This is a genomic window from Vibrio sp. MMH1-50 (genome assembly GCF_022347645.1).
In the GTDB taxonomy this organism is placed as follows: domain Bacteria; phylum Pseudomonadota; class Gammaproteobacteria; order Enterobacterales; family Vibrionaceae; genus Vibrio; species Vibrio harveyi.
In genome coordinates this window covers 34,659-57,015 of sequence record NZ_JAKRGG010000026.1, presented here as the reverse complement: position 1 = coordinate 57,015, position 22,357 = coordinate 34,659, and the positions used below count along the sequence as shown (strand labels likewise).

At 43.9% G+C, this 22,357-nt stretch carries 21 protein-coding genes; 15 read left to right on the top strand and 6 right to left on the bottom strand.

Features of this window, described 5'->3' with window-relative positions; translation table 11 throughout:
• Window positions 1-8 precede the first annotated feature (8 nt).
• Genes luxE through ribB form a run of 3 tightly spaced genes read left to right on the top strand, consistent with a single transcriptional unit; the run spans window position 9 to window position 2,563 of the window.
• On the top strand, window positions 9-1,145 hold the full coding sequence (gene luxE, locus MHO32_RS17685; RefSeq protein WP_239213268.1) for a long-chain-fatty-acid--protein ligase LuxE: 1,137 nt from the start codon (window positions 9-11) through the stop codon (window positions 1,143-1,145).
• 1 nt (window position 1,146) lies between these two features.
• Window positions 1,147-1,848, top strand: a complete 702-nt coding sequence (gene luxG, locus MHO32_RS17680; protein WP_239213266.1) for a flavin mononucleotide reductase LuxG — start codon at window positions 1,147-1,149, stop codon at window positions 1,846-1,848.
• 22 nt (window positions 1,849-1,870) lie between these two features.
• Window positions 1,871-2,563: a 3,4-dihydroxy-2-butanone-4-phosphate synthase gene (gene ribB, locus MHO32_RS17675; protein ID WP_239213256.1), complete on the top strand. Its 693-nt coding sequence runs from the start codon at window positions 1,871-1,873 to the stop codon at window positions 2,561-2,563.
• 116 nt (window positions 2,564-2,679) lie between these two features.
• Here ribB and moeB read toward each other — a convergent pair whose 3' ends face one another.
• Window positions 2,680-3,429, bottom strand: a complete 750-nt coding sequence (gene moeB / locus MHO32_RS17670) for a molybdopterin-synthase adenylyltransferase MoeB (RefSeq protein WP_239213254.1) — start codon at window positions 3,427-3,429, stop codon at window positions 2,680-2,682.
• Between the two features lie 9 nt (window positions 3,430-3,438).
• The gene (moeA, locus tag MHO32_RS17665; RefSeq protein WP_005452364.1) at window positions 3,439-4,674 is read right to left on the bottom strand and encodes a molybdopterin molybdotransferase MoeA; all 1,236 of its coding nucleotides are present in this window, start codon (window positions 4,672-4,674) and stop codon (window positions 3,439-3,441) included.
• A gap of 481 nt (window positions 4,675-5,155) precedes the next feature.
• On the opposite strand from moeA, the gene folE reads away from it, so the two are divergent.
• On the top strand, window positions 5,156-5,809 hold the full coding sequence (folE, locus tag MHO32_RS17660; RefSeq protein ID WP_005452362.1) for a GTP cyclohydrolase I FolE: 654 nt from the start codon (window positions 5,156-5,158) through the stop codon (window positions 5,807-5,809).
• A 275-nt stretch (window positions 5,810-6,084) separates the two neighbouring features.
• Complete coding sequence (locus tag MHO32_RS17655) at window positions 6,085-7,326, top strand: NRAMP family divalent metal transporter (protein ID WP_239213252.1); 1,242 nt, start codon at window positions 6,085-6,087, stop codon at window positions 7,324-7,326.
• A 49-nt stretch (window positions 7,327-7,375) separates the two neighbouring features.
• Here MHO32_RS17655 and MHO32_RS17650 read toward each other — a convergent pair whose 3' ends face one another.
• Both MHO32_RS17650 and clcA read right to left on the bottom strand, forming a co-directional pair.
• Window positions 7,376-8,323 carry a TDT family transporter gene (locus MHO32_RS17650; protein ID WP_239213250.1) on the bottom strand — a complete coding sequence of 316 codons (948 nt, stop codon included), beginning with the start codon at window positions 8,321-8,323 and terminating at the stop codon, window positions 7,376-7,378.
• 250 nt (window positions 8,324-8,573) lie between these two features.
• Window positions 8,574-9,980 (bottom strand): H(+)/Cl(-) exchange transporter ClcA, encoded by a 1,407-nt coding sequence (gene clcA / locus MHO32_RS17645; protein WP_239213248.1) that lies wholly within the window; start codon window positions 9,978-9,980, stop codon window positions 8,574-8,576.
• A gap of 657 nt (window positions 9,981-10,637) precedes the next feature.
• On the opposite strand from clcA, the gene MHO32_RS17640 reads away from it, so the two are divergent.
• Window positions 10,638-11,198 (top strand): hypothetical protein, encoded by a 561-nt coding sequence (locus tag MHO32_RS17640; RefSeq protein ID WP_005452356.1) that lies wholly within the window; start codon window positions 10,638-10,640, stop codon window positions 11,196-11,198.
• A gap of 11 nt (window positions 11,199-11,209) precedes the next feature.
• On the opposite strand, the gene MHO32_RS17635 is transcribed toward MHO32_RS17640, so the two are convergent.
• Window positions 11,210-11,629, bottom strand: a complete 420-nt coding sequence (locus MHO32_RS17635) for a helix-turn-helix domain-containing protein (protein WP_005452354.1) — start codon at window positions 11,627-11,629, stop codon at window positions 11,210-11,212.
• Between the two features lie 96 nt (window positions 11,630-11,725).
• On the opposite strand from MHO32_RS17635, the gene MHO32_RS17630 reads away from it, so the two are divergent.
• The 7 genes from MHO32_RS17630 (at window position 11,726) to MHO32_RS17600 (ending at window position 19,980) form a co-directional block, all read left to right on the top strand.
• On the top strand, window positions 11,726-12,634 hold the full coding sequence (locus MHO32_RS17630; RefSeq protein ID WP_005452353.1) for an aldo/keto reductase: 909 nt from the start codon (window positions 11,726-11,728) through the stop codon (window positions 12,632-12,634).
• A gap of 361 nt (window positions 12,635-12,995) precedes the next feature.
• The gene (locus tag MHO32_RS17625) at window positions 12,996-14,000 is read left to right on the top strand and encodes a response regulator (protein WP_009697299.1); all 1,005 of its coding nucleotides are present in this window, start codon (window positions 12,996-12,998) and stop codon (window positions 13,998-14,000) included.
• Window positions 14,000-14,440, top strand: a complete 441-nt coding sequence (locus MHO32_RS17620; protein ID WP_005452351.1) for a PAS domain-containing protein — start codon at window positions 14,000-14,002, stop codon at window positions 14,438-14,440. Before MHO32_RS17625 ends, MHO32_RS17620 begins: the two co-directional genes overlap by 1 nt.
• A gap of 90 nt (window positions 14,441-14,530) precedes the next feature.
• Window positions 14,531-16,066 (top strand): NAD(P)H-hydrate dehydratase, encoded by a 1,536-nt coding sequence (locus tag MHO32_RS17615; protein WP_239213246.1) that lies wholly within the window; start codon window positions 14,531-14,533, stop codon window positions 16,064-16,066.
• 461 nt (window positions 16,067-16,527) lie between these two features.
• Window positions 16,528-17,571 carry a GMP reductase gene (locus MHO32_RS17610; protein WP_005452348.1) on the top strand — a complete coding sequence of 348 codons (1,044 nt, stop codon included), beginning with the start codon at window positions 16,528-16,530 and terminating at the stop codon, window positions 17,569-17,571.
• A 446-nt stretch (window positions 17,572-18,017) separates the two neighbouring features.
• Complete coding sequence (locus MHO32_RS17605; protein ID WP_306305196.1) at window positions 18,018-18,596, top strand: hypothetical protein; 579 nt, start codon at window positions 18,018-18,020, stop codon at window positions 18,594-18,596.
• A 334-nt stretch (window positions 18,597-18,930) separates the two neighbouring features.
• Complete coding sequence (locus tag MHO32_RS17600; protein WP_239213244.1) at window positions 18,931-19,980, top strand: alpha/beta hydrolase; 1,050 nt, start codon at window positions 18,931-18,933, stop codon at window positions 19,978-19,980.
• Between the two features lie 191 nt (window positions 19,981-20,171).
• Here the strand turns inward: MHO32_RS17600 and MHO32_RS17595 are convergent, their stop codons facing one another.
• Window positions 20,172-21,062: a LysR family transcriptional regulator gene (locus MHO32_RS17595; RefSeq protein ID WP_239213242.1), complete on the bottom strand. Its 891-nt coding sequence runs from the start codon at window positions 21,060-21,062 to the stop codon at window positions 20,172-20,174.
• Window positions 21,063-21,540: 478 nt separating this feature from the next.
• Here MHO32_RS17595 and MHO32_RS17590 point away from each other — a divergent pair, with 478 nt between their 5' ends.
• Window positions 21,541-21,747 carry a Flp family type IVb pilin gene (locus MHO32_RS17590; protein ID WP_005452340.1) on the top strand — a complete coding sequence of 69 codons (207 nt, stop codon included), beginning with the start codon at window positions 21,541-21,543 and terminating at the stop codon, window positions 21,745-21,747.
• Window positions 21,748-21,898: 151 nt separating this feature from the next.
• Complete coding sequence (locus MHO32_RS17585; protein WP_050926255.1) at window positions 21,899-22,336, top strand: A24 family peptidase; 438 nt, start codon at window positions 21,899-21,901, stop codon at window positions 22,334-22,336.
• Window positions 22,337-22,357: the final 21 nt, after the last annotated feature.

Below are 22,357 nucleotides of genomic sequence, written 5' to 3'. Positions count from 1 at the left end.
GCATTTATATGGACGTACTTTCAGCGGTTAAGCAGGAAAATATCGCAGCGAGCACAGAAATCGATGACTTGATTTTCATGGGAACTCCTCAGCAATGGTCATTGCAGGAACAAAAACAGCTGACATCTCGCCTTGTTAAAGGGGCATATCAATACCATTACCACAATAATGATGATTATCGTCAGTTCTGCGAGAGGCTGGGAGTCGGAGAGGTGGTGGAAGATCTCAACGATATCCCCGTTTTCCCTACTTCTATTTTTAAGTTGAAGACCCTATTAACACTTGACGATGACGAGGTCGAGAATCGCTTTACTAGCAGTGGCACTAGTGGCATCAAAAGTATTGTTGCACGAGATAGACTCAGTATTGAGCGGCTTCTTGGCTCAGTAAATTTCGGTATGAATTACGTAGGTGATTGGTTTGACCATCAGATGGAGTTGGTGAACTTAGGCCCAGATCGTTTTAATGCCAACAATATTTGGTTCAAGTACGTCATGAGCTTAGTCGAGCTCCTCTACCCGACCGCATTTACTGTCACTGAGGATGAGATCGACTTTGAGGCGACGCTAGCTAATATGAATCGTATCAAGCAGTCTGGTAAAACCATTTGTCTTATCGGTCCTCCTTATTTTATCTATCTACTGTGTTGTTTTATGCGCGAGCAAGGTCAAACTTTCAATGGTGGTCGCGATCTTTACATCATCACTGGCGGCGGCTGGAAAAAACATCAGGATCAATCGCTCGATAGAGACGAGTTCAACCAACTTTTGTGTGAGACTTTTACCTTAGAAAGCCCAGAGCAGATTCGAGACACATTTAATCAAGTTGAACTGAACACCTGCTTTTTTGAGGATACAGAACACAAAAAGCGTGTACCGCCCTGGGTCTTTGCAAGAGCTCTGGATCCTAAAACATTAAAGCCGCTTCCGCATGGTCAGCAAGGACTGATGAGCTATATGGATGCCTCGGCGGTCAGCTATCCATGCTTTCTAGTGACGGATGATATAGGCATCGTGCGAGAAGAAGAAGGCGATCGCCCGGGAACCACCGTTGAGATCGTTAGAAGAGTTAAGACGCGGGGTATGAAGGGGTGCGCTCTCAGTATGTCTCAAGCGTTTACTGCTAAGAGTGAAGGGGGCAACTGAGATGTTATGTTCGATAGAAAAAATTGAGCCGTTAACTAGCTTCATATTCCGAGTGTTGCTCAAGCCGAGTCAGCCTTTTGAGTTTAGGGCAGGGCAGTACATTAACGTTAGCTTAAGCTTTGGCAGCTTACCTTTTTCTATAGCCTCATGTCCCTCAAATTGTGCGTTTTTAGAACTCCATATTGGTGGCTCAGATATCAGCAAGAAAAATACGCTTGTGATGGAAGAACTCACCAATTCGTGGGTCTGCGGTAACATGGTTGAAGTAAGTGAGGCGCGAGGCGAGGCTTGGCTGCGTGATGAGAGTGTCAAACCCTTGTTATTGGTCGCAGGCGGGACCGGAATGTCGTACACCCTAAGTATTTTGAAAAATAGCTTGGAGCAAGGGTTTACCCAGCCGATTTACGTCTATTGGGGTGCCAAGGATATGGATAACCTGTATGTGCATGACGAACTGGTGGATATTGCGCTTGAAAACAAAAATATCAGTTACGTGCCAGTCACTGAAATATCAACCTGTCCGCAATACGCTAAGCAAGGAAAGGTGTTGGAGTGTGTGATGAGTGATTTCCGTAACTTAGCTGAGTTCGATATCTACTTGTGTGGTCCTTACAAAATGGTTGAAGTGGCTCGTGATTGGTTCTGTGACAAAAGAGGGGCAGAACCAGAGCAACTTTACGCGGATGCGTTCGCTTATTTGTAATCAGTATCAAGGAGAAGAAACTATGAGCTCAACGTCACTACTAGATGAGTTTGGTACTCCAGTACAAAGAGTAGAAAGAGCGATTGAGGCTCTACAAAATGGCCTTGGTGTTCTATTAATGGATGATGAGGATCGTGAGAACGAAGGCGACCTTATTTTCTCTGCACAGCATCTTACCGAAGCGCAAATGGCACTCATGATTCGTGAATGCAGTGGCATCGTGTGTTTGTGTTTAACGGAAGAACGCGCCAATTGGTTGGAGCTTCCTCCTATGGTGAAAGATAATCGCAGTAAAAACCAGACCGCTTTTACGGTTTCGATTGAAGCGAAAGAAGGAGTGACCACGGGGGTCTCTGCGAAAGACCGTGTTACAACGGTTAAAACGGCCACTTATTTTGATGCTCAACCAGAAGATTTAGCAAGACCAGGCCATGTCTTTCCACTGGTTGCGAAAACAAATGGCGTGTTGGCTCGTAGAGGTCATACCGAAGGTACGATCGATTTGATGTATCTAGCAAACTTAGTCCCATCAGGGATCCTTTGTGAACTGACTAACCCTGATGGAACCATGGCGAAACTGCCAGAGACCATTGAGTTTGCAAGACGTCATGGAATGCCAGTGCTCACTATTGAAGATATCGTCGATTATCGAACGGGTATCGACCTGAGAAATGAATATAAGAGTGGCTTAGTGCGTGAAGTGAGTTGGTCTTAGTATTTAAAGTTCCTTTGTTCAGTCGCCTAGCTGACTTTCCGCCCTTATCGGGCGGTTTTTTGTTCTGTAGAAGTTAAAAATAAACCCGCAAAAGCGGGCTTATTGATATAAGGTGGTTAGTTGCAAACCGGACAGGTTGGCATTTTCATCAGATTCATTTCTCGCCAAGACATGCTTAGCGCATCCAAAATAAGAATTTTTCCTTTCTTTGGCTGCCCGTAGTTAGCAATCACCTTGATGGCTTCCATTGCTTGGACTGCACCGACAATACCGACGACAGGTGCCATTACACCGGCTTCAACACAGCTTAACGCACCGCTGCCGAAGAGGGCACTTAAGCACTGGTAACATGGTTGAGTAGGATCATCGTAAGTGAATACGCTTACTTGCCCTTCCATGCGAATAGCGGCACCCGAAACCAATGGTGTTTTTGTTTCAAAACACAAGCGGTTGAGTTGGTTGCGTGTATCTACGTTATCTGATGCATCTACAACGATAGTGTGTTGTTCGATGAGTTCTTTGAGCTCAGTATCACCAAGGCGTTTTGCAATGGTGTCCACGGCAATATGCGGGTTTAGCTCCCTTAGTGCCTCAGCCGCTGACGCGACCTTCTTACGACCAATATCCGCATCGTGGTGCAGCACTTGACGCTGTAGGTTAGATAGCTCAACGATATCATCATCAATCAATGTGATTTTACCTACACCGGCAGTCGCTAAGTATTGGCTTGAGGCGCAGCCTAAACCGCCAGCACCAAGCATCAATACCGATGCTTGCTTAAGTGCTTCTTGCCCATCAAAGTCAAATTGACGAAGAATGATTTGGCGGTTGTAACGCAACATTTCCTGATCGGAAAGAATATCCACAACGACTTCCTAGTAAAGGGTTGAGTTGAATAGTTGAATCTGAACCGTTTCGCCTACTTCGACGCGGCCGCGTTCACGCTCCAATACAACAAAACAGTTCGCTAGGCTCATTGATCGGAATGCACCAGAGCTTTGGTTACCTGTTGTTTCAACCACAAACTTGCCATCTTCTAAGGTATAGATGCCACGTTGGTAATCGGTACGCCCCGGTGCTTTCTTAAATGCTGTTTTGGTTGTCGCTGGAATAGACTCCGGAGCCTTCCACTCTGTATGTCCTGCGAGTTTTGCCAACATCGGTTGAACAAGCACGTACATGGTTAGCACCGCAGAAACAGGGTTGCCCGGCAAACCACAGAACCAAGCAGTACTTAGCTTACCAAAGGCGAAAGGCTTACCTGGCTTGATTGCCAGCTTCCAGAAACCGATCTCACCAAGTTCTTCAAGAATGTCTTTTGTGTAATCCGCTTCACCAACGCTGACGCCACCAGAGGTAACAACGACATCAGCCAACGTTTGTGCTTTTTCAAAGGTCGCTTTGAGTGTTTCTGGGCAGTCGGGGATGATGCCTAAATCGACGGCTTCACAACCAAAGTTTTCAATCAACGGTTTGATGCCGTAACGGTTGCTGTCGTAGATTTGACCTTCTTCTAGCGATTCACCCAGTGGTTTTAGCTCATCACCAGTAGAGAAAAATGCCACTTTTGGTTTACGAACGACGGTCACATGGCTGACGCCAAGAGACGCAATCATTGGAATATCACGCGGCGTTAAACGAGCACCTTGCGCAAGTACAATGTCGCCTTGCTTGATGTCGTCACCTGTTGGGCGGATGTTGTTTTGTGGCTTCACGTCCGTTTGGTTGAACTGAACACCTGCATCCGTTACTTCGGTGTTCTCTTGCATGATAACAGCGTCACAACCCTCAGGGATTTTTGCGCCAGTCATAATGCGAACACAGGTACCTTGAGGCCATTCACCTTCAAAAGGTTGCCCTGCGAATGATTTGCCCGCCAAAGGCAGTACCGAAGACGACTCAAGATCTTGAATGCGAATTGCGTAACCGTCCATTGCTGAGTTATCGAATGGTGGTACATGGATAGGAGACAAGATGTCTTCTGCCAGTACAAAGCCAAGAGCATCAGCAAGTGGAAGAGAAAGAGTGGTTTGGATAGGTTTGATTCGCGATAGCATTTTATCCATCGCTTCTTCAATTGGCATCAAGCCAGGTGCGTCGCAGCAGCCCATTGAGAAAATCCTGTGTTCTTTTGTTTTGTGGCAACTTTACCATAAAAAGGGGACTGAGTAGGGTCTGTTAATCTTTCATGGTTAAATTTTGTTCGGACGGGGGCGCCTAGACGAACCCTTTGGGCAGCGTTTGCTGGTCATTTCTACTTCGTTATCGACTTCTCATGTAGGCTAACTACACATCAAAGTCTCTGCCTAGTATAAATGCCCCACAATTCGCTGCAAAAATCAGCTCGAAAGATCAACAGACCCTAAGAATGTCCACCTATAAAATATGGGTGTAATTATTCAAAAATCCGAGTATCCTTGTCAGCCATCCGAAAGGGGTAAAAAACCTGCGGAGCTCAAGAAAATCAGCTCAGTACCTTCATTTGATGTGACTTGGTGTAAAGACACGAACTGAGCAACTCAAAGCGAAAAGTATGAATGCAATTTTGGTTGGATTTGTACAAGCGGCTGAAGTAACAAAAGAGGAAGTGGAATGTCAGGTCTTAGCGAGTCAGCGAAGTTAGTAAAAGAAGCGCTAGAGCAACGTGGTTTGGAAACGCCAATGTGCCCAAACAACGTAAGCCGTGAAGAGAAGAAAGAGAAGATCGAACACCACATGCGTGAGATCTTAAGTTTGCTTCAACTTGACCTAACTGACGATAGTCTAGAGGAAACGCCGCATCGTATCGCTAAGATGTACGTGGACGAAATCTTCTCCGGTCTGGATTACGCCAATTTCCCGAAAATCACTGTGATTGAAAACAAGATGAATGTAAGTGAGATGGTTCGCGTGAAAGACATCACAGTGACCAGTACTTGTGAGCACCACCTTGTTACGATCGATGGCAAAGCTGCCGTTGCTTACATCCCACGTGGCAAAATCATTGGTCTGTCTAAGATCAACCGTATTGTCCGCTTCTTTGCACAGCGCCCTCAAGTTCAAGAGCGTATGACACAGCAAATTCTTGTAGCACTTCAAACGTTGCTAGGTTCAGATGATGTGGCGGTGACTATTGATGCAACGCACTACTGCGTGAAATCTCGTGGTGTTATGGATGCAACCAGCGAAACGACGACAACAGCATTGGGTGGTATTTTCAAAAGCAACCCAGCGACACGTGCCGAGTTTCTCCACGGTTTACGCTAAGTAATCAAGCAAGTTTCTAAGAGGATGGTAAATGCCATCCTTTTTTTTATCTATCTGAAAGTCATAGATAAGATGGATTTGAGACGACAAAAATCATTTATCGAACTTCGTGTTGACAGTTATTTGAGTTGCCCTTAATATCCGCGCCCAGCAAACGGTTGCGAGGGTTTTCTCTCTTATTTGATTTGCTTATCTGATTCTTCAAGTTCAGCTGATCTCGGTCAGTTGTCTTTCTTTTTTCTAATAATAGAAAGGCAACAATATTGAGATTTGGCATGACCACACAAACTACCGTTCACTCTTCTATTTCGACTTCTGCACAAGCCTCGGAAATTAGCTGGCAAAAGAAAGCTATTCTTAGTGTCGCGTTCCTAATGGCGACTACCTCTGTTGGTCCTGGCTTTTTAACTCAGACAGCAGTCTTCACCAATATCTACAAAATTGACATGGCGTTTCCAGTCTTTGCATCCATGTTCATTACTTTCGGTATCGTGATGAACTTATGGCGCATTGTGGGTGTATCTGGCATGCGTATTCAAGACATTGCTAATAAAGTAGCTCCGGGCATGGGCTACGTGGTGGGTATTCTCCTTGCTCTTGGTGCGGTAGCGTTCAACTTTGGCAACGTGAGTGGAGCTGCACTTGGCATCAATGTGCTAACAGGGGTTGATACTACCTGGGGGGCTTTGTTTACCGGGGTTGTGGGATGCCTGCTGTTTGTGGTCCACAATGCATCTAAACGTATGGATCAGATGGCGCGCTATCTTGGTCTGTTTATGATCATTCTGATTGCTTACGTTGCAATGACCAGTTTGCCACCAATGGGTGAAACCATGAACGCAGCGGTGATGCCGACAGATATTGGTAGCTTACTGCTCCCAACACTGACCATTGTGGGTGGTGCCGTCGGTGGTTACTATACGGGCGCACAACGCTTGGTTGATATCGGCTTACAAGGAAAAGACAAGGTTCCGGCGATTAAAACCGCGGCTTGGGCGGGCATTTCTATTGCAGTGGTGATTCGTATTCTGCTGTTCTTAGCCGTATTTGGTGTGATTGCGACAGGCGCAACGTTGGATTCTGCAAACCCAGCTGCTGATGCCTTCCGTCAAGGTGCTGGTGAAGTGGGTTACTTCATTTTTGGCTTGGTATTATTTGTCGCGTCGATTACCTCGGTTGTGGGGAACTCGTACATGGCCATCTCCCTGATCAAAACTCTATTCCCAATCGTGGCTCGTAACGAGAAAGTGTGGTGCGTTGGCTTTATCATTATCACATCACTTGGCACAGTGACCATGAACATGCCGATTCTACTTCTTATGCTTGCGGGTTTGGTTAACAGCATTATTTTGCCAATTGTACTAGGCATGATGTTGGTAGCGACACGCAGAAAAGATATTGTGGGTGACTACAAGCATCCGGTCTATTTAACCTTTACGGGTATTGCGATTGTGGTGGTAATGGCGGCATCAAGTATGACCAACATCAGCAATTTTGTGTCGAAGTTCATCGGGTAACGTTGCTCGTTGAAGACAAAAGAAAACGGCCTCACAATGAGACCGTTTTTTATGTTTGTTTCGATGGTGTCTTAACAAGCTCTGGCCAGTACATTTTGACATAACCAGCAGACACCCAAACCACGAGCACGGTTGCGATGCTTAGTTCTAGAAATCCAAAATCGTGTAACCAATGCCAATGTGGGTGAGATTCCGCGAAGAATGTGGTGAGACGATGCATTGCAATCGCACTGATCACGGAAGGAAAGGTGACCGCTGCGATAGATGGTTGAAACTTCAAACGCATCAAACGGAAATAACACAGATAAATTAACAAGGTCATCGTAATGGCGATGCCTGCCAGTGCGCCCGTCAGGATCGGATCTGGTTGCGCAAAGTTGACTAGGTACGCAGCCAGAGAAAGATTCACAGGCGCAGCCATGATCGCGAGTGTTGGTCGTGCTCGACGCGGCAGAGAGCCAAAGAATACCAAGCGATACAACACCAAAGGCAACATGAAGAAGTAAATGCCGATACACATCATCGCCAAAGTTTCAGAAAACACGTTGTGTCCAAACTGAGAGCCAGCAAGAGAAGAGCTGATCAAGCCCACAGGGTAAAGAAACCAGCTTGGCACTATGTTCGACATCTTGAAGTTCATGATCTGAAAACCAAAGAACAGCACCATCATCGTGAAATGCAGTAACACCGCCATAAACCACAGCGGGTAGGCAATGATTGGTGTTACCACGGCAAGATAGTCACACAACATGAGTAACGCCATGCTCATTGGCGCCATTAAACTACCGCTCAGTGGGTGCTTGATGTCCGCCATAAACAGTCGAGGGCTGGTGGCGTATTTAAGTAGAACCGGGGTAAGAAGAAGAGCTCCGAGTGCAGCAAGAAATGGTCTTATTGGTTCTCCAATTTGTGGAATGTACAAAGCCCAAGCTTGTCCAAGCCCTATCATGCCTAGTGCTAACGCCGCTTGTGACGGAGGAACACTATAAAACTGCACAAGTCTTTTCCAGTTCAAAACGACTCCAGAAATGGGTTAATTGCTCTAATTTGAGGCGCAAATACTAACAAGTTTAACGTCTTCTTACCTTTCATTATGATAGGTAAATTCCAGAGAATGGGAATTTTGTGAGTTTGGTAGGAGATTTATGTAGAGACTTGCAAAAAAGTAGAATTACTGGCTCCAAAAGAATCTTAATGGTGAAAGATAATTTGGAGCCGGTACACCCAAGTACCTTGGGTATATTTGGTTAAGCTTGGTTTTCAGGCAGGTCTTGTTGACGTAGCTTGTCATTCTTAAGCGTACGATGTAACAACTGGCTGTAAATTGGTTGTCCACCAAGTAATTGCGCCACTATTACTGCGCCTAAGCTGGTAATAATAAGTGGTAGGATCAGGTAGTAGTTATTGGTCATCTCGATAACCAGTAAGATACCTGTGATTGGTGCACGTACTGTTGCGGCAAATAGAGCCCCCATGCCAGCAATTGCGAAGACACCTGGTTCGATAGCCAATGAAGGTAACAGCATGTCTGCACTTGCTCCAAATGCATAGCCAAACAATGTGCCCAAAGCCAGCATTGGAGCGAAGATACCACCAGGTGCACCAGAACCAAAACAAAGTAGGGTAGTGATCACACGACCAACGAACAGCATAACTAAAATAGAAATTGAGTAGTTGCCGTTGGTAATGTCTGGAATCAAACCAATACCGCCGCCGGTTAGCTGAGGAACATAAAGCAGTAGCAAGCCAAACACACCGCCCAAAATAGTACCTGTGATCAAGTAACGTTTACGGTCGTTTTTATGTAGGGCAACAAAGCTGTCTTGCGCGATGGTGATTAGCTTATTGAAAATCACACCAAATACGCCAAACAAAGAACCGAGTAGCAAGAACAACCATAATGATTGTAATTCCGGTGATTGGTATTGCGGCATGGTGATTACCGCTTCTTGACCGTTAATCGCGCGAAACACAATGTTTGCCATGATCGCCGAAATGATCACTGCTCGAATAGAAATTAAAGAGTAGCGAAATTGAGGGCGCATTTCCTCAACAACAAACATGATGCCTGCTAACGGTGCATTAAACGCCGCGGCTAAACCACCGGCAGCACCGGATGCTAATAGAGAGTGGCGAGTATCATCGTCTTTAATACGAAAGATATCGGTAACCATGCGACCAACCGCGCCACCCATTTGTACAGTTGGACCTTCACGACCTAAAACCATACCTGAGCCAAGTGCGCCCATACCGCCAAAGAACTTCACCGGGATGACACGCCACCAACGTACCGGGCGAATATTGTCCATTGCACCTTCTATCTCAGGAATGCCGGAGCCAGAGGCTTCTGGTGCGAAACGGTGCACAAGGTAGTAACCGATGAATGCTAATGCACCACTGATTAAGATTGCGGCCAGCCACAAAGGCAGCACGCTACCGATTTCGCTTTTTAACCACTCAGTACGGGTTTCAGAAACAAAGTGAACAGCAATCTCAAAGTAAGTGCCGACAAGACCTGCTAGCGTACCAACGATGGCCGCCATAAAGAGGACGGAAAATGAAGTTGGCGTTGACCCTCGAGAGACAAACTGGTTAATCGCATCTTTAGGTACGTGCGCTAACACAGATTTCACAATTCTCTCGCGTTTGGTCATTAACAGATTCTCCTGACTACAGATTGGAAGGGACGGAAGAAATTATACGCTCAGGAGAGTCTAGACCTAATCAATAAAGATGCAATTTAGCTTTCCACTATTGAGCGGTTCAAGTGTCGATTGTCTAAATATTGATAAACTTTGTGCTATTGATCCCATATATGGCACTATTTTTTTATCGGTAAAACTTGTTTTCTGAGCAAAATGAACCATGCTTTAAGTGTAAAGCAACATGACTGCTTCAGAAGGAGGGATGTGAGGTTTTACACACAATTTGGATGGATTCAAACCCTACAGAAATTCCTCGTTATTTGTTCGGGATGCATCAATAGACTTCCCGATTCGCATACTCACGATTGAGTCACGAGGTAGAGGCGCACGCATAGGTGCGCCTTTTTAATGCCTATAATCTTCCCCTTTACTTATTTTAAATAACCGTACGAAGTGTTGATAATTCCAGCTTGGTATGGCATTCTGTTTTCTCGTAATGGTTCTCAGCGTGATGGATTACGCGGTTTAGGCTTTATACAAAGATTGATGCGGGCTAGAAGGTCCGCTTTTTTGTGTCTGAAATTCGAGCTGAGTACTTGCTTATCTTAGGTATAGGGGCAAAGATAGCGTTTTCGATAACATCAAATTCAATCGTCAAGTAATACCATGTCGCGCTTTTCTCTTTGTTTGCTCATCTTCTCAGGGTTATTTTCTCAAACTACATCGGCTCAAGATCTATGGTGGCAGGCGATATTATCGAGTGCTCCTGTTGAACAAATTCAACAAGCGATAACGACAGGTGGAGCTTGGTATCGATGTGAGACACAGGATAGTACCGAAGCGTTTTGTTTGGATGATTTTCACTACTACCATCAGCATCTCTACGGAGAGTCAACAATAGAAGATCGTGAGGTCTATTTGTCTTTTCTTACCGAGTACCAACCCCAGAGTTTGAGCGAACTGATTTTAAATTTGAGGAAAGATGGGCTGGTGATGCAGAAGGTGGAGATTGATGGGCAACAATATGATATTTCTGAAGCGATGAGGCACGCCACGCCTGAAGAGGTAGATAAAGAGCTGATTGTCTTCATTAATCGCTATCCACAGCAAGCGCCACGAAGTATTGATTGGGTGTTAGCACAAGAGTTTGGCACGCCAACGCCAAGATTAAACGTCATGTTAAACAGCGATGGCGAGATGATTGAACTAAAGGTGATCCGTTTCTAAAGTGTTATGCTTTAGACGTCTGAAGCCTCAGTTTTGTTTTCGTGATGGAGAGCCAAAAATGTCGCCATCGCAGATTCATCCAAAAATCCATCCGACTTTTTATGCGCGCGTAGATACTGATAACCCGCAACCAATTTGCGGTGCTGCGCTTCTTCTTCCCCAGAAATTACACCATTCATGACATGTTGATAGGCGAGTTTGTAAGCCTCCATATCCACTACTTCGGCTTGGCGATATAAGTAACCACAACCCGTAGCTAGCCATTCTAGTGAGCAGTTTGCTCGCATCGCTATTTGGTTCGCTTTGGTTAAACTTGGCTCACTTCCTTTGAGATATTTCCTGATCAAAGCTTCAGATACATCGACGCGTCGAGCGAAGCCGCTGACACTTTCTTCGCCTATAAGGGTGGCGAGTCGTTGGGCAAAAGACATATTTCGTACTCCAGTTCGAATTGCGAAAGTTTACCCGTTGAGCGAGCGGTAAAACAAGACTAGGATGAAAGCAGATTAAGAAAAGGAGAGAAACCCATGGTTGCAAAAGTAGTGACTGCACCAAACGGTCCAGAGTTTTCTGAGCTGGTTCAAGGATATTGGCGTGCAGTAGATTGGGGCATGACAGCGCAAGAACGTTTGTCATTCCTAAAGCAACATATTGAGTTAGGTATTACGACTGTCGACCATGCCGACATCTACGGTAACTACGAATGTGAAGCGCTGTTTGGTGAAGCATTGGCGTTGGATAAAAGTGTTCGTGAGCAAATCCAGATCGTGACCAAATGCGACATTAACTTGTGTGGTGATAAAACACCTGAGCGTAAGATCAATCATTATGATACTAGCGCGGCGCATATCTACCAATCCGTCAACAACTCACTTGAGCGTTTAAATGTTGATGAGATTGACGTGCTCTTGATTCATCGTCCTGACGTTTTGATGGATGCAGATGAAGTGGCAGAAGCGTTTTCGGAGCTTCATAAAGTCGGTAAGGTGAAGCACTTTGGTGTTTCTAACTTCACACCTCGTCAATTTGAACTTTTGCAATCGCGCTTAAGCAAGCCACTTGTGACTAACCAAGTGGAAATCAACCCCCTTAACTTTGAAGTTGCACACGATGGTACGTTAGACCAGATGCAAACTTTACGAGTGCGCCCGATGGCATGGTCGTGTCTAGGTGGTGGTTCAATCTTTACGGGTGATACGGAGCAAGCGGTTCGTGTTCGCAACGAGTTAGAAATGATTCGTGAAGAAGTCGGTGCGAACAGTATTGATGAAGTGATTTACGCTTGGGTTCGTCGTTTACCATCGAAGCCAATGCCTATTATTGGTTCGGGTAAGATTGAGCGAGTTCACTCGGCGGTTAATGCACTGAATATTGAATTGACGCGTGAGCAGTGGTACCGAGTTTGGGTCGCTTCAAAAGGTCACGGTGTGCCATAGAAAGACCGAAAAGTTTTATCTTCTTAGGCACTCTTGATATCCAAGTAACCACGCATTTCGAGGTTAAAGGATAAATAGGGTGCCTTTTTGCCTTCTAGATTATCTTTTTCATTCTAATTGCTAAGAGCAACCCTTTGCGTATCAGGCTTTGTCGAAGTTTTAATCACACTTGCGCAACATCACTAAATGTATAGGGAATTGCGTTTTTTATTGGTTCACTGGTTCACTCATCTATTCATATTGCGTATGCTAGTTCGGTAAACAAGAAATAATAAAAACTCCTCGTCAGTTTTCTCGTACTTTGTGCTGCAACAATCTGTTAGACTCCTGCGCAGATTGTTGAATATATAAAGGTGGTAGAATGTCTTTTCCTGTACTCATCTGTGATGACTCTGCGTTAGCACGCAAACAGATGGCAAGATCACTGCCGGCAACATTAAATGCAGACGTGACATTTGCCATTCATGGTAAAAACGCGCTAGAAGAACTAGCGCAGAAAGAATTTAAACTGATGTTTCTTGATTTGACCATGCCAGAGATGGATGGTTTTGAAACATTGGAAAACATGAAACGCTTAGGCATTCAAACCCCAGTTGTGGTTGTGTCTGGTGATATTCAACCCAAAGCAAAAGAGCGTGTATTTGCACTCGGTGCGAAAGCGTTTATTCAAAAGCCAATTGGTAAAGACGAGCTTAAAGCGACGTTAAAAGAGCTGATTGAGCCTAATGATCGTCCACAGGTCATCACTCCTACAACGATTGAGCTGCCTATTCTGCGTCGTCGTGATATTTACATGGAAGTGGCTAACGTGTCGATTGGTCGAGCGGCAGATGCCTTGGCGCGTCACTTTGATGTTTTTGTTCAGCTTCCACTTCCAAACGTAAATATCTTCGAAGTCAGTGAGCTTCATATGGCATTGAGAGATTTAGCATCTCATGACAACGTCTCAGGTGTTTGTCAGGGGTTTTGTGGAGAAGGCATTGCGGGCGAAGCACTGGTTATCCTAAGTGACTCAAGTGTCTCTGACTTGAAAAAGCTAATGAAGGTGCCAGCAGATAGCGAAGAGTTAGAAGAGCTCGAACTGTTGATGGATATCTCTAACATCTTGGTAGGCGCATTCTTGAATGGTTTAGGTGAGCAATCTGAGGTGCGATTCTTCCAAAGTTCTCCTGTATTGCTCGGGCAGCATATCTCCATCGATTCAATTATTGAATCAACCACGGGGGCATTTAGTCGAACCATGACATTTGAAGTGAGCTACAACATTGAAGGCACATCAATTCGTTGTGATCTTCTGTTTATGTTCGTTGACGAGTCGCTGCCTTTGCTAGACAACAAATTGTCATACCTAATGGAGGACTTCTAATGCTGAATCTACCTGCAGAATTTGAACAATTCCATTGGATGGTCGACATGGTTCAGAATGTCGACATGGGTTTGGTTGTGATCGATAAAGATTACAACGTACAAGTATGGAATGGGTTTATGACCCACCACAGTGGCTTGCAATCTCACGAGGCAATTGGTCGCTCCATTTTTGATATTTTCCCAGAGATCCCACAAGAGTGGTTCAAGCTAAAAACCAAGCCGGTTTATGATTTGGGCTGCCGAAGCTTTATTACTTGGCGTCAGCGTCCGTATTTGTTCCGCTGCCGTAACGTGCGTCCTGTGACACAACAAGCAGAGTTTATGTACCAGAACGTAACGCTGAACCCAATGCGTACACCTACAGGAAAAATCAATTCCTTGTTCTTGTCTATCCAAGATGCGACGGCTGAAGCGTTGATGTCTCAGCAACACAACTAAAGGTTGATTAAATAACGATATTAAAAGCCGAGGTTCGCCTCGGCTTTTTTGTATACTTAAATCGTGTCTTCAAATGCGCAGAATAATCATATGGACTTTAATCTCGCTCTCAAGCTCTACACCGCTGAACAAGTCAGAAATGGAGAAGTAATGGCAGCTCAATTGGCGGGGGTATCAATGTATAGCCTTATGCAACGCGCTGGAATGGCTGTGTATGAGCGTTTTCTTCATCTTTATCCCAGAGCACGAAATGTGTTGGTGGTGTGCGGTAAAGGCAATAATGGTGGTGATGGTTATGTGTTTGCCACTCTAGCAAAGCAGGCACAGCTGAATGTACGCGTGTTTCAATTGGGTGACCCTTTAACCTTGAAAGGTGATGCTCTGAGAGCGTTCGAAGATTGGCAAGCTAGCGATGGAGAGAACAGTGCTTGGGATGATTGGCATACTGCATTGTTAGAAGCTGATGTGATTATCGATGGCATGTTAGGGACAGGGTTAGTGGGAGAAGTCAGAGCCGACTCTCGCCGTTATATAGAGCAAATCAATCAAGTCCATTGTCCTGTAATCGCTATTGATGTGCCATCGGGTCTAAGTGCTGATACTGGCGCCGTTTTGGGAGAGGCTATTCGTGCAGACCATACCGTGACATTTATTGGTGTAAAGCAAGGTTTGTGCACGGGGCAAGCAAGAGATTACGTTGGAGACCTACATTTTTCCGGCTTAGGTGTGAACGTCGAGTTCGAGTCGATTGAAGAAGAAAGCGCGTTAGGTATTGATCATCAGATTATCGGTAGACTGCTACCGGAAAGGAAAGCCACTGCCCATAAAGGCGATAACGGGAAACTCCTCTGTGTAGGAGGTAATCAAGGTATGGCAGGCGCGATTCGATTATGTGCTTCTGCCGCAGCGAGAACAGGGGCGGGTTTAACCGCAGCGATTACCTATCCAAGCTCGCTACTACCGTTACAAGTGGGAGCTCCAGAAATAATGAGTCGAGGTATTACACTTGATGAGCTCAAAGACACCGATAACGAGCTGGTTAAGCGTAGTCGTTGGGCTGATGTTCTCGTCTTTGGTCCTGGTTTTGGGCAAGATGAATGGGCACATCAGGCATATCAATTCTTATCTCAGAAAAACAAACTCAAAGTGGTGGACGCTGACGGACTAAACATCCTTGCTATGCTCAATCAGAGAAATGATGTCGTGTTTTTACGAGACGAGCAACGCGTTATGACACCGCACCCCGGAGAAGCTGCACGCTTGCTCCTTGTTTCAACAAAAGAGGTAGAGCAGGATCGTTTTGCAGCGGCGAGGCAGCTTCATGAACGCTACGGTGGGGTTGTTGTACTCAAAGGCGCGGGCACTCTTATCTATGACGGTGTCAGAATGTATGTTTGTCTCGCGGGTAACCCTGGGATGGCGAGTGGGGGAATGGGAGACGTCTTGTCTGGTGTGATTGCTGCGTTACTTGCAAAAGGACTTCCTATTGCTGTGGCGGCTCGTTTAGGCGTGATACTTCATAGTCATGCAGCCGATATTAATGTCCAGCAAAGTGGTGAAGTTGGCTTGTTGGCGAGTGACGTTATCGAATCTCTTCGATGTGCCATCAACACACCAAAGAACTGAACAGAGCTTTTTTAGCTCATTCGCTTTCAAGAAGAGGCAAAAAGTGATGTTGGGCATGAAAAATTTGAAGAAATATTTTTTGAAGAGTCGCACTAACTTGGTTCGTTTGGCGTTATTTTGAGCGTTTATGAGAAGTTAAACGGTAACCTACGATGGAAATGACGCAAAGGTTTGCGCAAAGGATAAAATAATCGAGCGTTTTAACTGTTTGATATTGTTAATTAAGTTGCGATTTTGGGAAGAGGGGAGGTGTTTTTGATATGCGATTTCCAAGATGGTATCACAAAAAAAAATCAAATATCAGACTTGTAGGAAATAAATCACAGCCTATAATGCTGAAAACCGGAGCGTCTGCCAACGCTCCGGTTTTTTTGTGTCCGAAGAACAGTGAACTCGTCTGCCAACGATTTCACTACGCACTCTGAGATGACACATATACTTATGAATCAAGGAATTACACAATGCGTATCGAACAAGAACTTAAGTTAGGTTTTAAAGATGTACTGTTTCGCCCGAAACGTTCTACCCTTAAGAGCCGTTCTCAAGTAAATTTAACCCGCGATTTTACATTCAAGCATAGTGGTCGTCAATGGTCTGGCGTACCAGTAATTGCGGCTAACATGGATTCGGTTGGTAGCTTTGCAATGGCTAAAGCGCTAGCAGAGCATGGTGTAATGACCGCTGTTCACAAACACTACACAGTTGAAGACTGGGCAGAGTTTGCGAAAACAGCAGACAAAACAACGCTAAACAACGTGATGGTGTCAACGGGCACGTCTGATGCAGACTTCCAAAAAACTAAAGACATCATGGCGATTTCTGATGAGTTCATCTTCATCTGTATCGACATCGCGAACGGCTACTCAGAGCATTTGGTGGAGTACGTACAACGTGTTCGTGCTGAATTCCCAGACAAGGTTATTTCTGCTGGTAACGTCGTAACTGGTGACATGTGTGAAGAGTTGATTCTTGCTGGTGCAGACATCGTGAAAGTAGGTATCGGTCCTGGTTCTGTATGTACAACTCGCGTCAAAACCGGTGTTGGTTACCCACAACTTTCTGCAATCATCGAATGTGGCGACGCAGCTCACGGTCTTGGCGGTATGATCATCGGTGATGGTGGCTGTTCATGTGCGGGTGATGTAGCGAAAGCATTCGGTGGCGGTGCTGATTTTGTCATGCTAGGTGGTATGCTTGCTGGTCACGAAGAGTCAGGCGGCGAAGTCATCGAGAAAGACGGCGAGAAGTTCATGAAGTTCTACGGTATGTCGTCGAAGAGCGCGATGGACAAGCACTCTGGAGGTGTTGCTGGCTACCGTGCAGCTGAAGGTAAAACCGTATTATTGCCATACCGTGGCAGTGTTCACGGCACTATCCAAGACATCCTTGGTGGTGTTCGCTCAACATGTACTTACGTAGGTGCAGCAAAGCTTAAAGAGCTAACCAAGCGAACTACGTTCATCCGCGTGCAAGAGCAAGAAAACAACGTATTCGGTAAAGAGTAAGTCGACTGAATATCGGAAATTTCTAATAGTTAAGAGCCGCTAGCTAATAGCGGCTCTTTTTTTGCGTAAATTGTGTTGTTAAACAAAGAAGTAACAGAACTGGTGGTTTGAAGATCATGCTGTCCAAGTTGATGTTGATAAAGAGACTAGAGAAGAGCATAACGACACGTTTTCGGGGGGAAGTGGTCAAAGTTGGTAACCTCACGAGATTGGTCCGACTAACGTGCATACTAGTTTTCATTATATGGGGGAGGTGAGCGCTAGGTGCATGGCAATGGAGATTCTAGTCCATGTATTTAGCAGTGAAACTTGGATTCACTCGAAATGTTCGAAGGGCATTCCAACTAAACAGGATTTCTAGGTTAACCTACTTCGGGTAAAAATCGAGTTAAAGAGCAGCGCATATTTCAAGATGCATTGGAAGCTAAGAATGAAATTTGGAAAAGATGATGACGGTTTATAGGATTACAGATAATTTAAATGATTTTCAGACGATATGTACGACTCCCGATGAAATCGCTATCCAGTTAGGTGATTTCGACTACTTTGTGAGGATCTTATCGCAGGCTACTGAAAATCAGTCTCTGAAAGATATCTGGAAGCCAGTAGAGCTAGAGTTTGAGGATGTTTTTGCCAACAATTCTGTGTTGCCTGATATTAGCTTATGGTTGCGAACATATCTTGTTTTATCCCCCAAAGCATTTGGAATTTTACATAGTTACCTATCCAAAAGCGGAGAGTTTTTACCCACTTACTACCAAGGCGAACAATGGCATTTATATACGTCGATGACATTTGGACAAGAAGACAGACAAAAGTGTGTCGAAAAGATCTCTTATGGAAGCATTGAAGGGTTAGATACTCTTGTTTTTATTGATGATGATGTCAAAGACAAAGCCGTATTTAAGTCGAGATTGGAAGGTGTGGCAAATTTATACTGTACCGATCATCTCAAGTCTTTATGCGAACAAAACCAGCTCGATGGCATCGTATTCTCTTCCGAGTTAACTGACTATTTTAATTGAGTTCTTTTCATCAAAATTTGGTTAGTGGTGAAACTTATAGTTTGCTCGCTGTTGCACCTCGACGCATTTATTGACTTCATTAAGATGAGGGGTGAGGGCGGCGGTTAGCACCTAACCAAACTTTCTCGCCATGCTTTAAGTTATCTCTCTAACTTATCAAGTCACACCTTACTTAGGGTCTTATGGTGACTACTTCTGTATATATCCTTATATTGTTGTTGAATAGCAACAGTGATTTGATTTAATTGCTATATATCAACACCAGTGCTTTTTCATAACATACCTCTGTTGCAACGGGGAACGTTGTAAACCTCAGAAATCAATGGAGTAAGATATGAAAACTACAAAGTTAATTGCCCTTTCATTAGTTGCTAGTGCTGTTTTAGGTACAACATCTGTAGCAGCAGAAACCTTCTTAGGGGCTGACTATCATGATGGTAAGAATAAAGTTGCTTTCCTTAGCGAAAATGTTCGTATTGCTGGCAATGTGTTTCTACCGCCAAATTATGATAAGAGCAAAAACTATCCAGCATTAGTGGTCATTACGCCAGCTAGCGGTGTGAAAGAGCAAACGGCAGGTATTTATGCCGAAAAAATGGCAAAGAAAGGTTACATTACCTTAGCTTTTGACCATCGTACTTATGGTGAAAGTGGCGGCTATCCACGTGGTATGGAAAATGCGCCAATGAAAGTTGAAGATATCAAAAATGCCATTACATTTTTGAGTCATTTCCCAGGTGTTGACTCTCAGCGTATCGGTGAACTGGGGATCTGTTCAGGTGCTGGTTACAGCTTGCAAGTTGCGATGCAGGATACCCGCTTAGATTCAGTCGCGACAGTTAGCGGTTTTGTTGACTTTACTGACTACGGCATGGGTGGTGCAACACAATATATGGACCAACTTACCGGTGATCCTGTTGAACAATATCGCCAACAAATTCAAATGGCTAGTGATGCGCGCCAGAAGTATTACGAAACCGGCGAGGTTGTGCTTGTTGATGGAATCCCATCGGCAGAAAAAGCCAAATCGATGAATGAGTTTTGGGTGCGTGCTGCAGATTACTATCGTAACCCTGCACGTGGCGGTGGTGCGGAAAACTACTCACCTATGCGCGCTGCAATGTCACTAGATACGCGCTATGCCTATAATCCATCAGAAAATATGGCATTACTGGGAGATACACCTTTCTTAGCCATTGTTGGTACAGAGGCGCTATCAGCATACTTCAGCAAAGTTGCAGTAAAACGTGGCAAAGATGCTGGTATTGACGCTGAATTGTTTAAGATTGAAGGTGCGCAACATTTCGACTTATATGATCAAACCAAGTATGTTGATCAAGCTGTCATTAAGCTTGATAAGTTCTTCTCAACAACGTTGCTATAACTTACTTGATGCTTTTATAGAGGCGAGTGGACATCACGTTTGTAGATGATCATCAACGAATAAGAGAAGACAGTCTTTAGTAAAAATTAACTCTTTGTTTTTAAGAGATTAAAAAGACTAAGAGCCGCGATGAGCGGCTCTTTTTTTATCCTGTTTTTAGAACAGCAGCTTGTACAATGAGGTCGCTTTTACTACTGCGCTAAGTCAGCAATAAAAGTCTGTTTTTTGCTTACGCAAGTCTGCAGTTCACCTTTGATCCATTGGTTAAACAAACCAAAGTCAGAATGCACCGACCAGAAAAGGGAGGCGACAACTCTCTTGCCAAAAAAGTCGGGATGGTCGGTAATGATCTTTAGCTTATTCTCTTTCATGTTCTTCTCAATAAGAAATTCTGGCAAAAATGCCATGCCTCTTTGAGCTTTGCATAAATCGAGAATCGTGCCTAAATCGTCCAATCTCCACAAGTTATATGAGGCAATGTTCGATAAGTTGAGCAACTCTTCACATCCATCCATAAGAAGAACACGCTGAGAAGGGTTACTGGTCACTGAGGCTAAATCTTCATGTGCAACCCACCAACAGTTAACGTGAAACAATTCGTCAATGTTAAAGTCGTTGTTTGTTTTGTGGTATGGGTTCCCCAAGGCAAGATCTATTTTTCCCTCGTTGATGTAATTTCCCAAAATAAAGCTTGGCTTGGTGACTACTACCAAATCGACATTTGGAAAGGCTTCCGAGAAATCCAACAGTGTTTTTTTTACATCTTTATTGAATACCAATGGATCGATCCCGACACGGTAAACAATTTGTTCTGAAATATTCATTTGTATCGCTGTTGTAATCAATTCTCGGTACCTTGATACAACGGGTGCGGATAAATGAAATAGACGCTTCCCTTTCTCAGTCAACCAGACTTTTGAATTTTGCCTATTAAATAAATTGAAGCCTAAGTCTGACTCAAGATTCTGAACAGCAGTGCTAACAGTAGATTGGGATTTTCCAAGCTTACGAGCAGCGGAGCTAAATGAACCTTCCTCAACTACAGCTACGAACGAAACAATATTTTCGAATTGTAGTTTCATGATTCGACCAACCTTTTAAAAGCAAGCAAATTATAGGTTTTTGATTTGTAATTTGTATATTTGCAACACAATAGCGTGATGAAACTCGTATTTCAACTCGTTTTATAAAGCAAAATTAATTATTGGTGCTAAATTCAACGTAAGTATATTCCTACATTGCATAAACAATCATCACATTTATCTATCTTTTTGATAAAAATAATTTTTGAAAATAATAAAGTAATGACTCTATTGATGATCTATGTCTCACCGTGTGAATTAATTACCTTATAGCGAGTATTGTAAAGAATACTCGATATATGTCTGTAAGCTATTGTAATTTAAGTACTTGTTGGTTCTTTATGATTTTTTCAGCATAACTTGATGTGCCGGTCTTTGCCAAATCTATCGATTCTATCGATAGGGGCTATTTTTCCATACCTTTTGGTATTCAATAGAATGGCAAAGCTTTTGTAAATCAACTTCATAGGAACTAAACATGATTACTAAACTGTACGTAAAAACAAGCCTGTTTTTGTCACAATTTAAAAACGACGAGCGCGGTGTAACTGCAATCGAATACGGTCTAATTGCTGTTGCAATGGCTGTATTAGTAACTACAGCAGTAGGCTCAGACGGTTTCATCGGCAAGCTAGAAGGTGCATTCGCTCAAGTTGCGACTGCTATCGATACTGCGAGCAAATAAGCCAAGTAATTACCTTACTGGTTTATGTAGATAATATCGCTAGATATTTGTGCCAGACCTCTGTTTTCATTGGTCTGGCTCAGTTAATTTAGAATATCTAATAAATGTTATTTGAAGCTAATCTCGATAAATTCAGGCAAGAGTCTTAATTTTGAGTCATGAATTGTATTTATTAGTATTGGCAATCGCGTGTTTGTATGTATCTATTACCGATTTTCTTCATCGTAAAATACAAAATAACGCTTTGCTTTTACTCCTCTTGTTGCAGAGTTTTCTTTCACCATTAGATCTTCAGATTACAACCTTTTTGCTGGTGCTAGGGATAGGGTTAATACTTTATGCTCTGATTTGGATTGGAGCTGGTGATATTAAATATGCCGCAGTGTTGTCACTGACAATCCCTCTCAATGACCTACCATGGGCCTATATTATGACGGCGTTTACTGGTGGTTTTTTAGCGATTATTTATTTAATTACTAGAAAATTAATAAGCAACACGTCGAGTAGCCAAGAAGGCATTCCGTATGGGATAGCAATTAGTGTTGGATTTTATTTAATAATTTTAACTCAAAATACGCCACATATTTAAACCTCCAAGAATGGGCACATT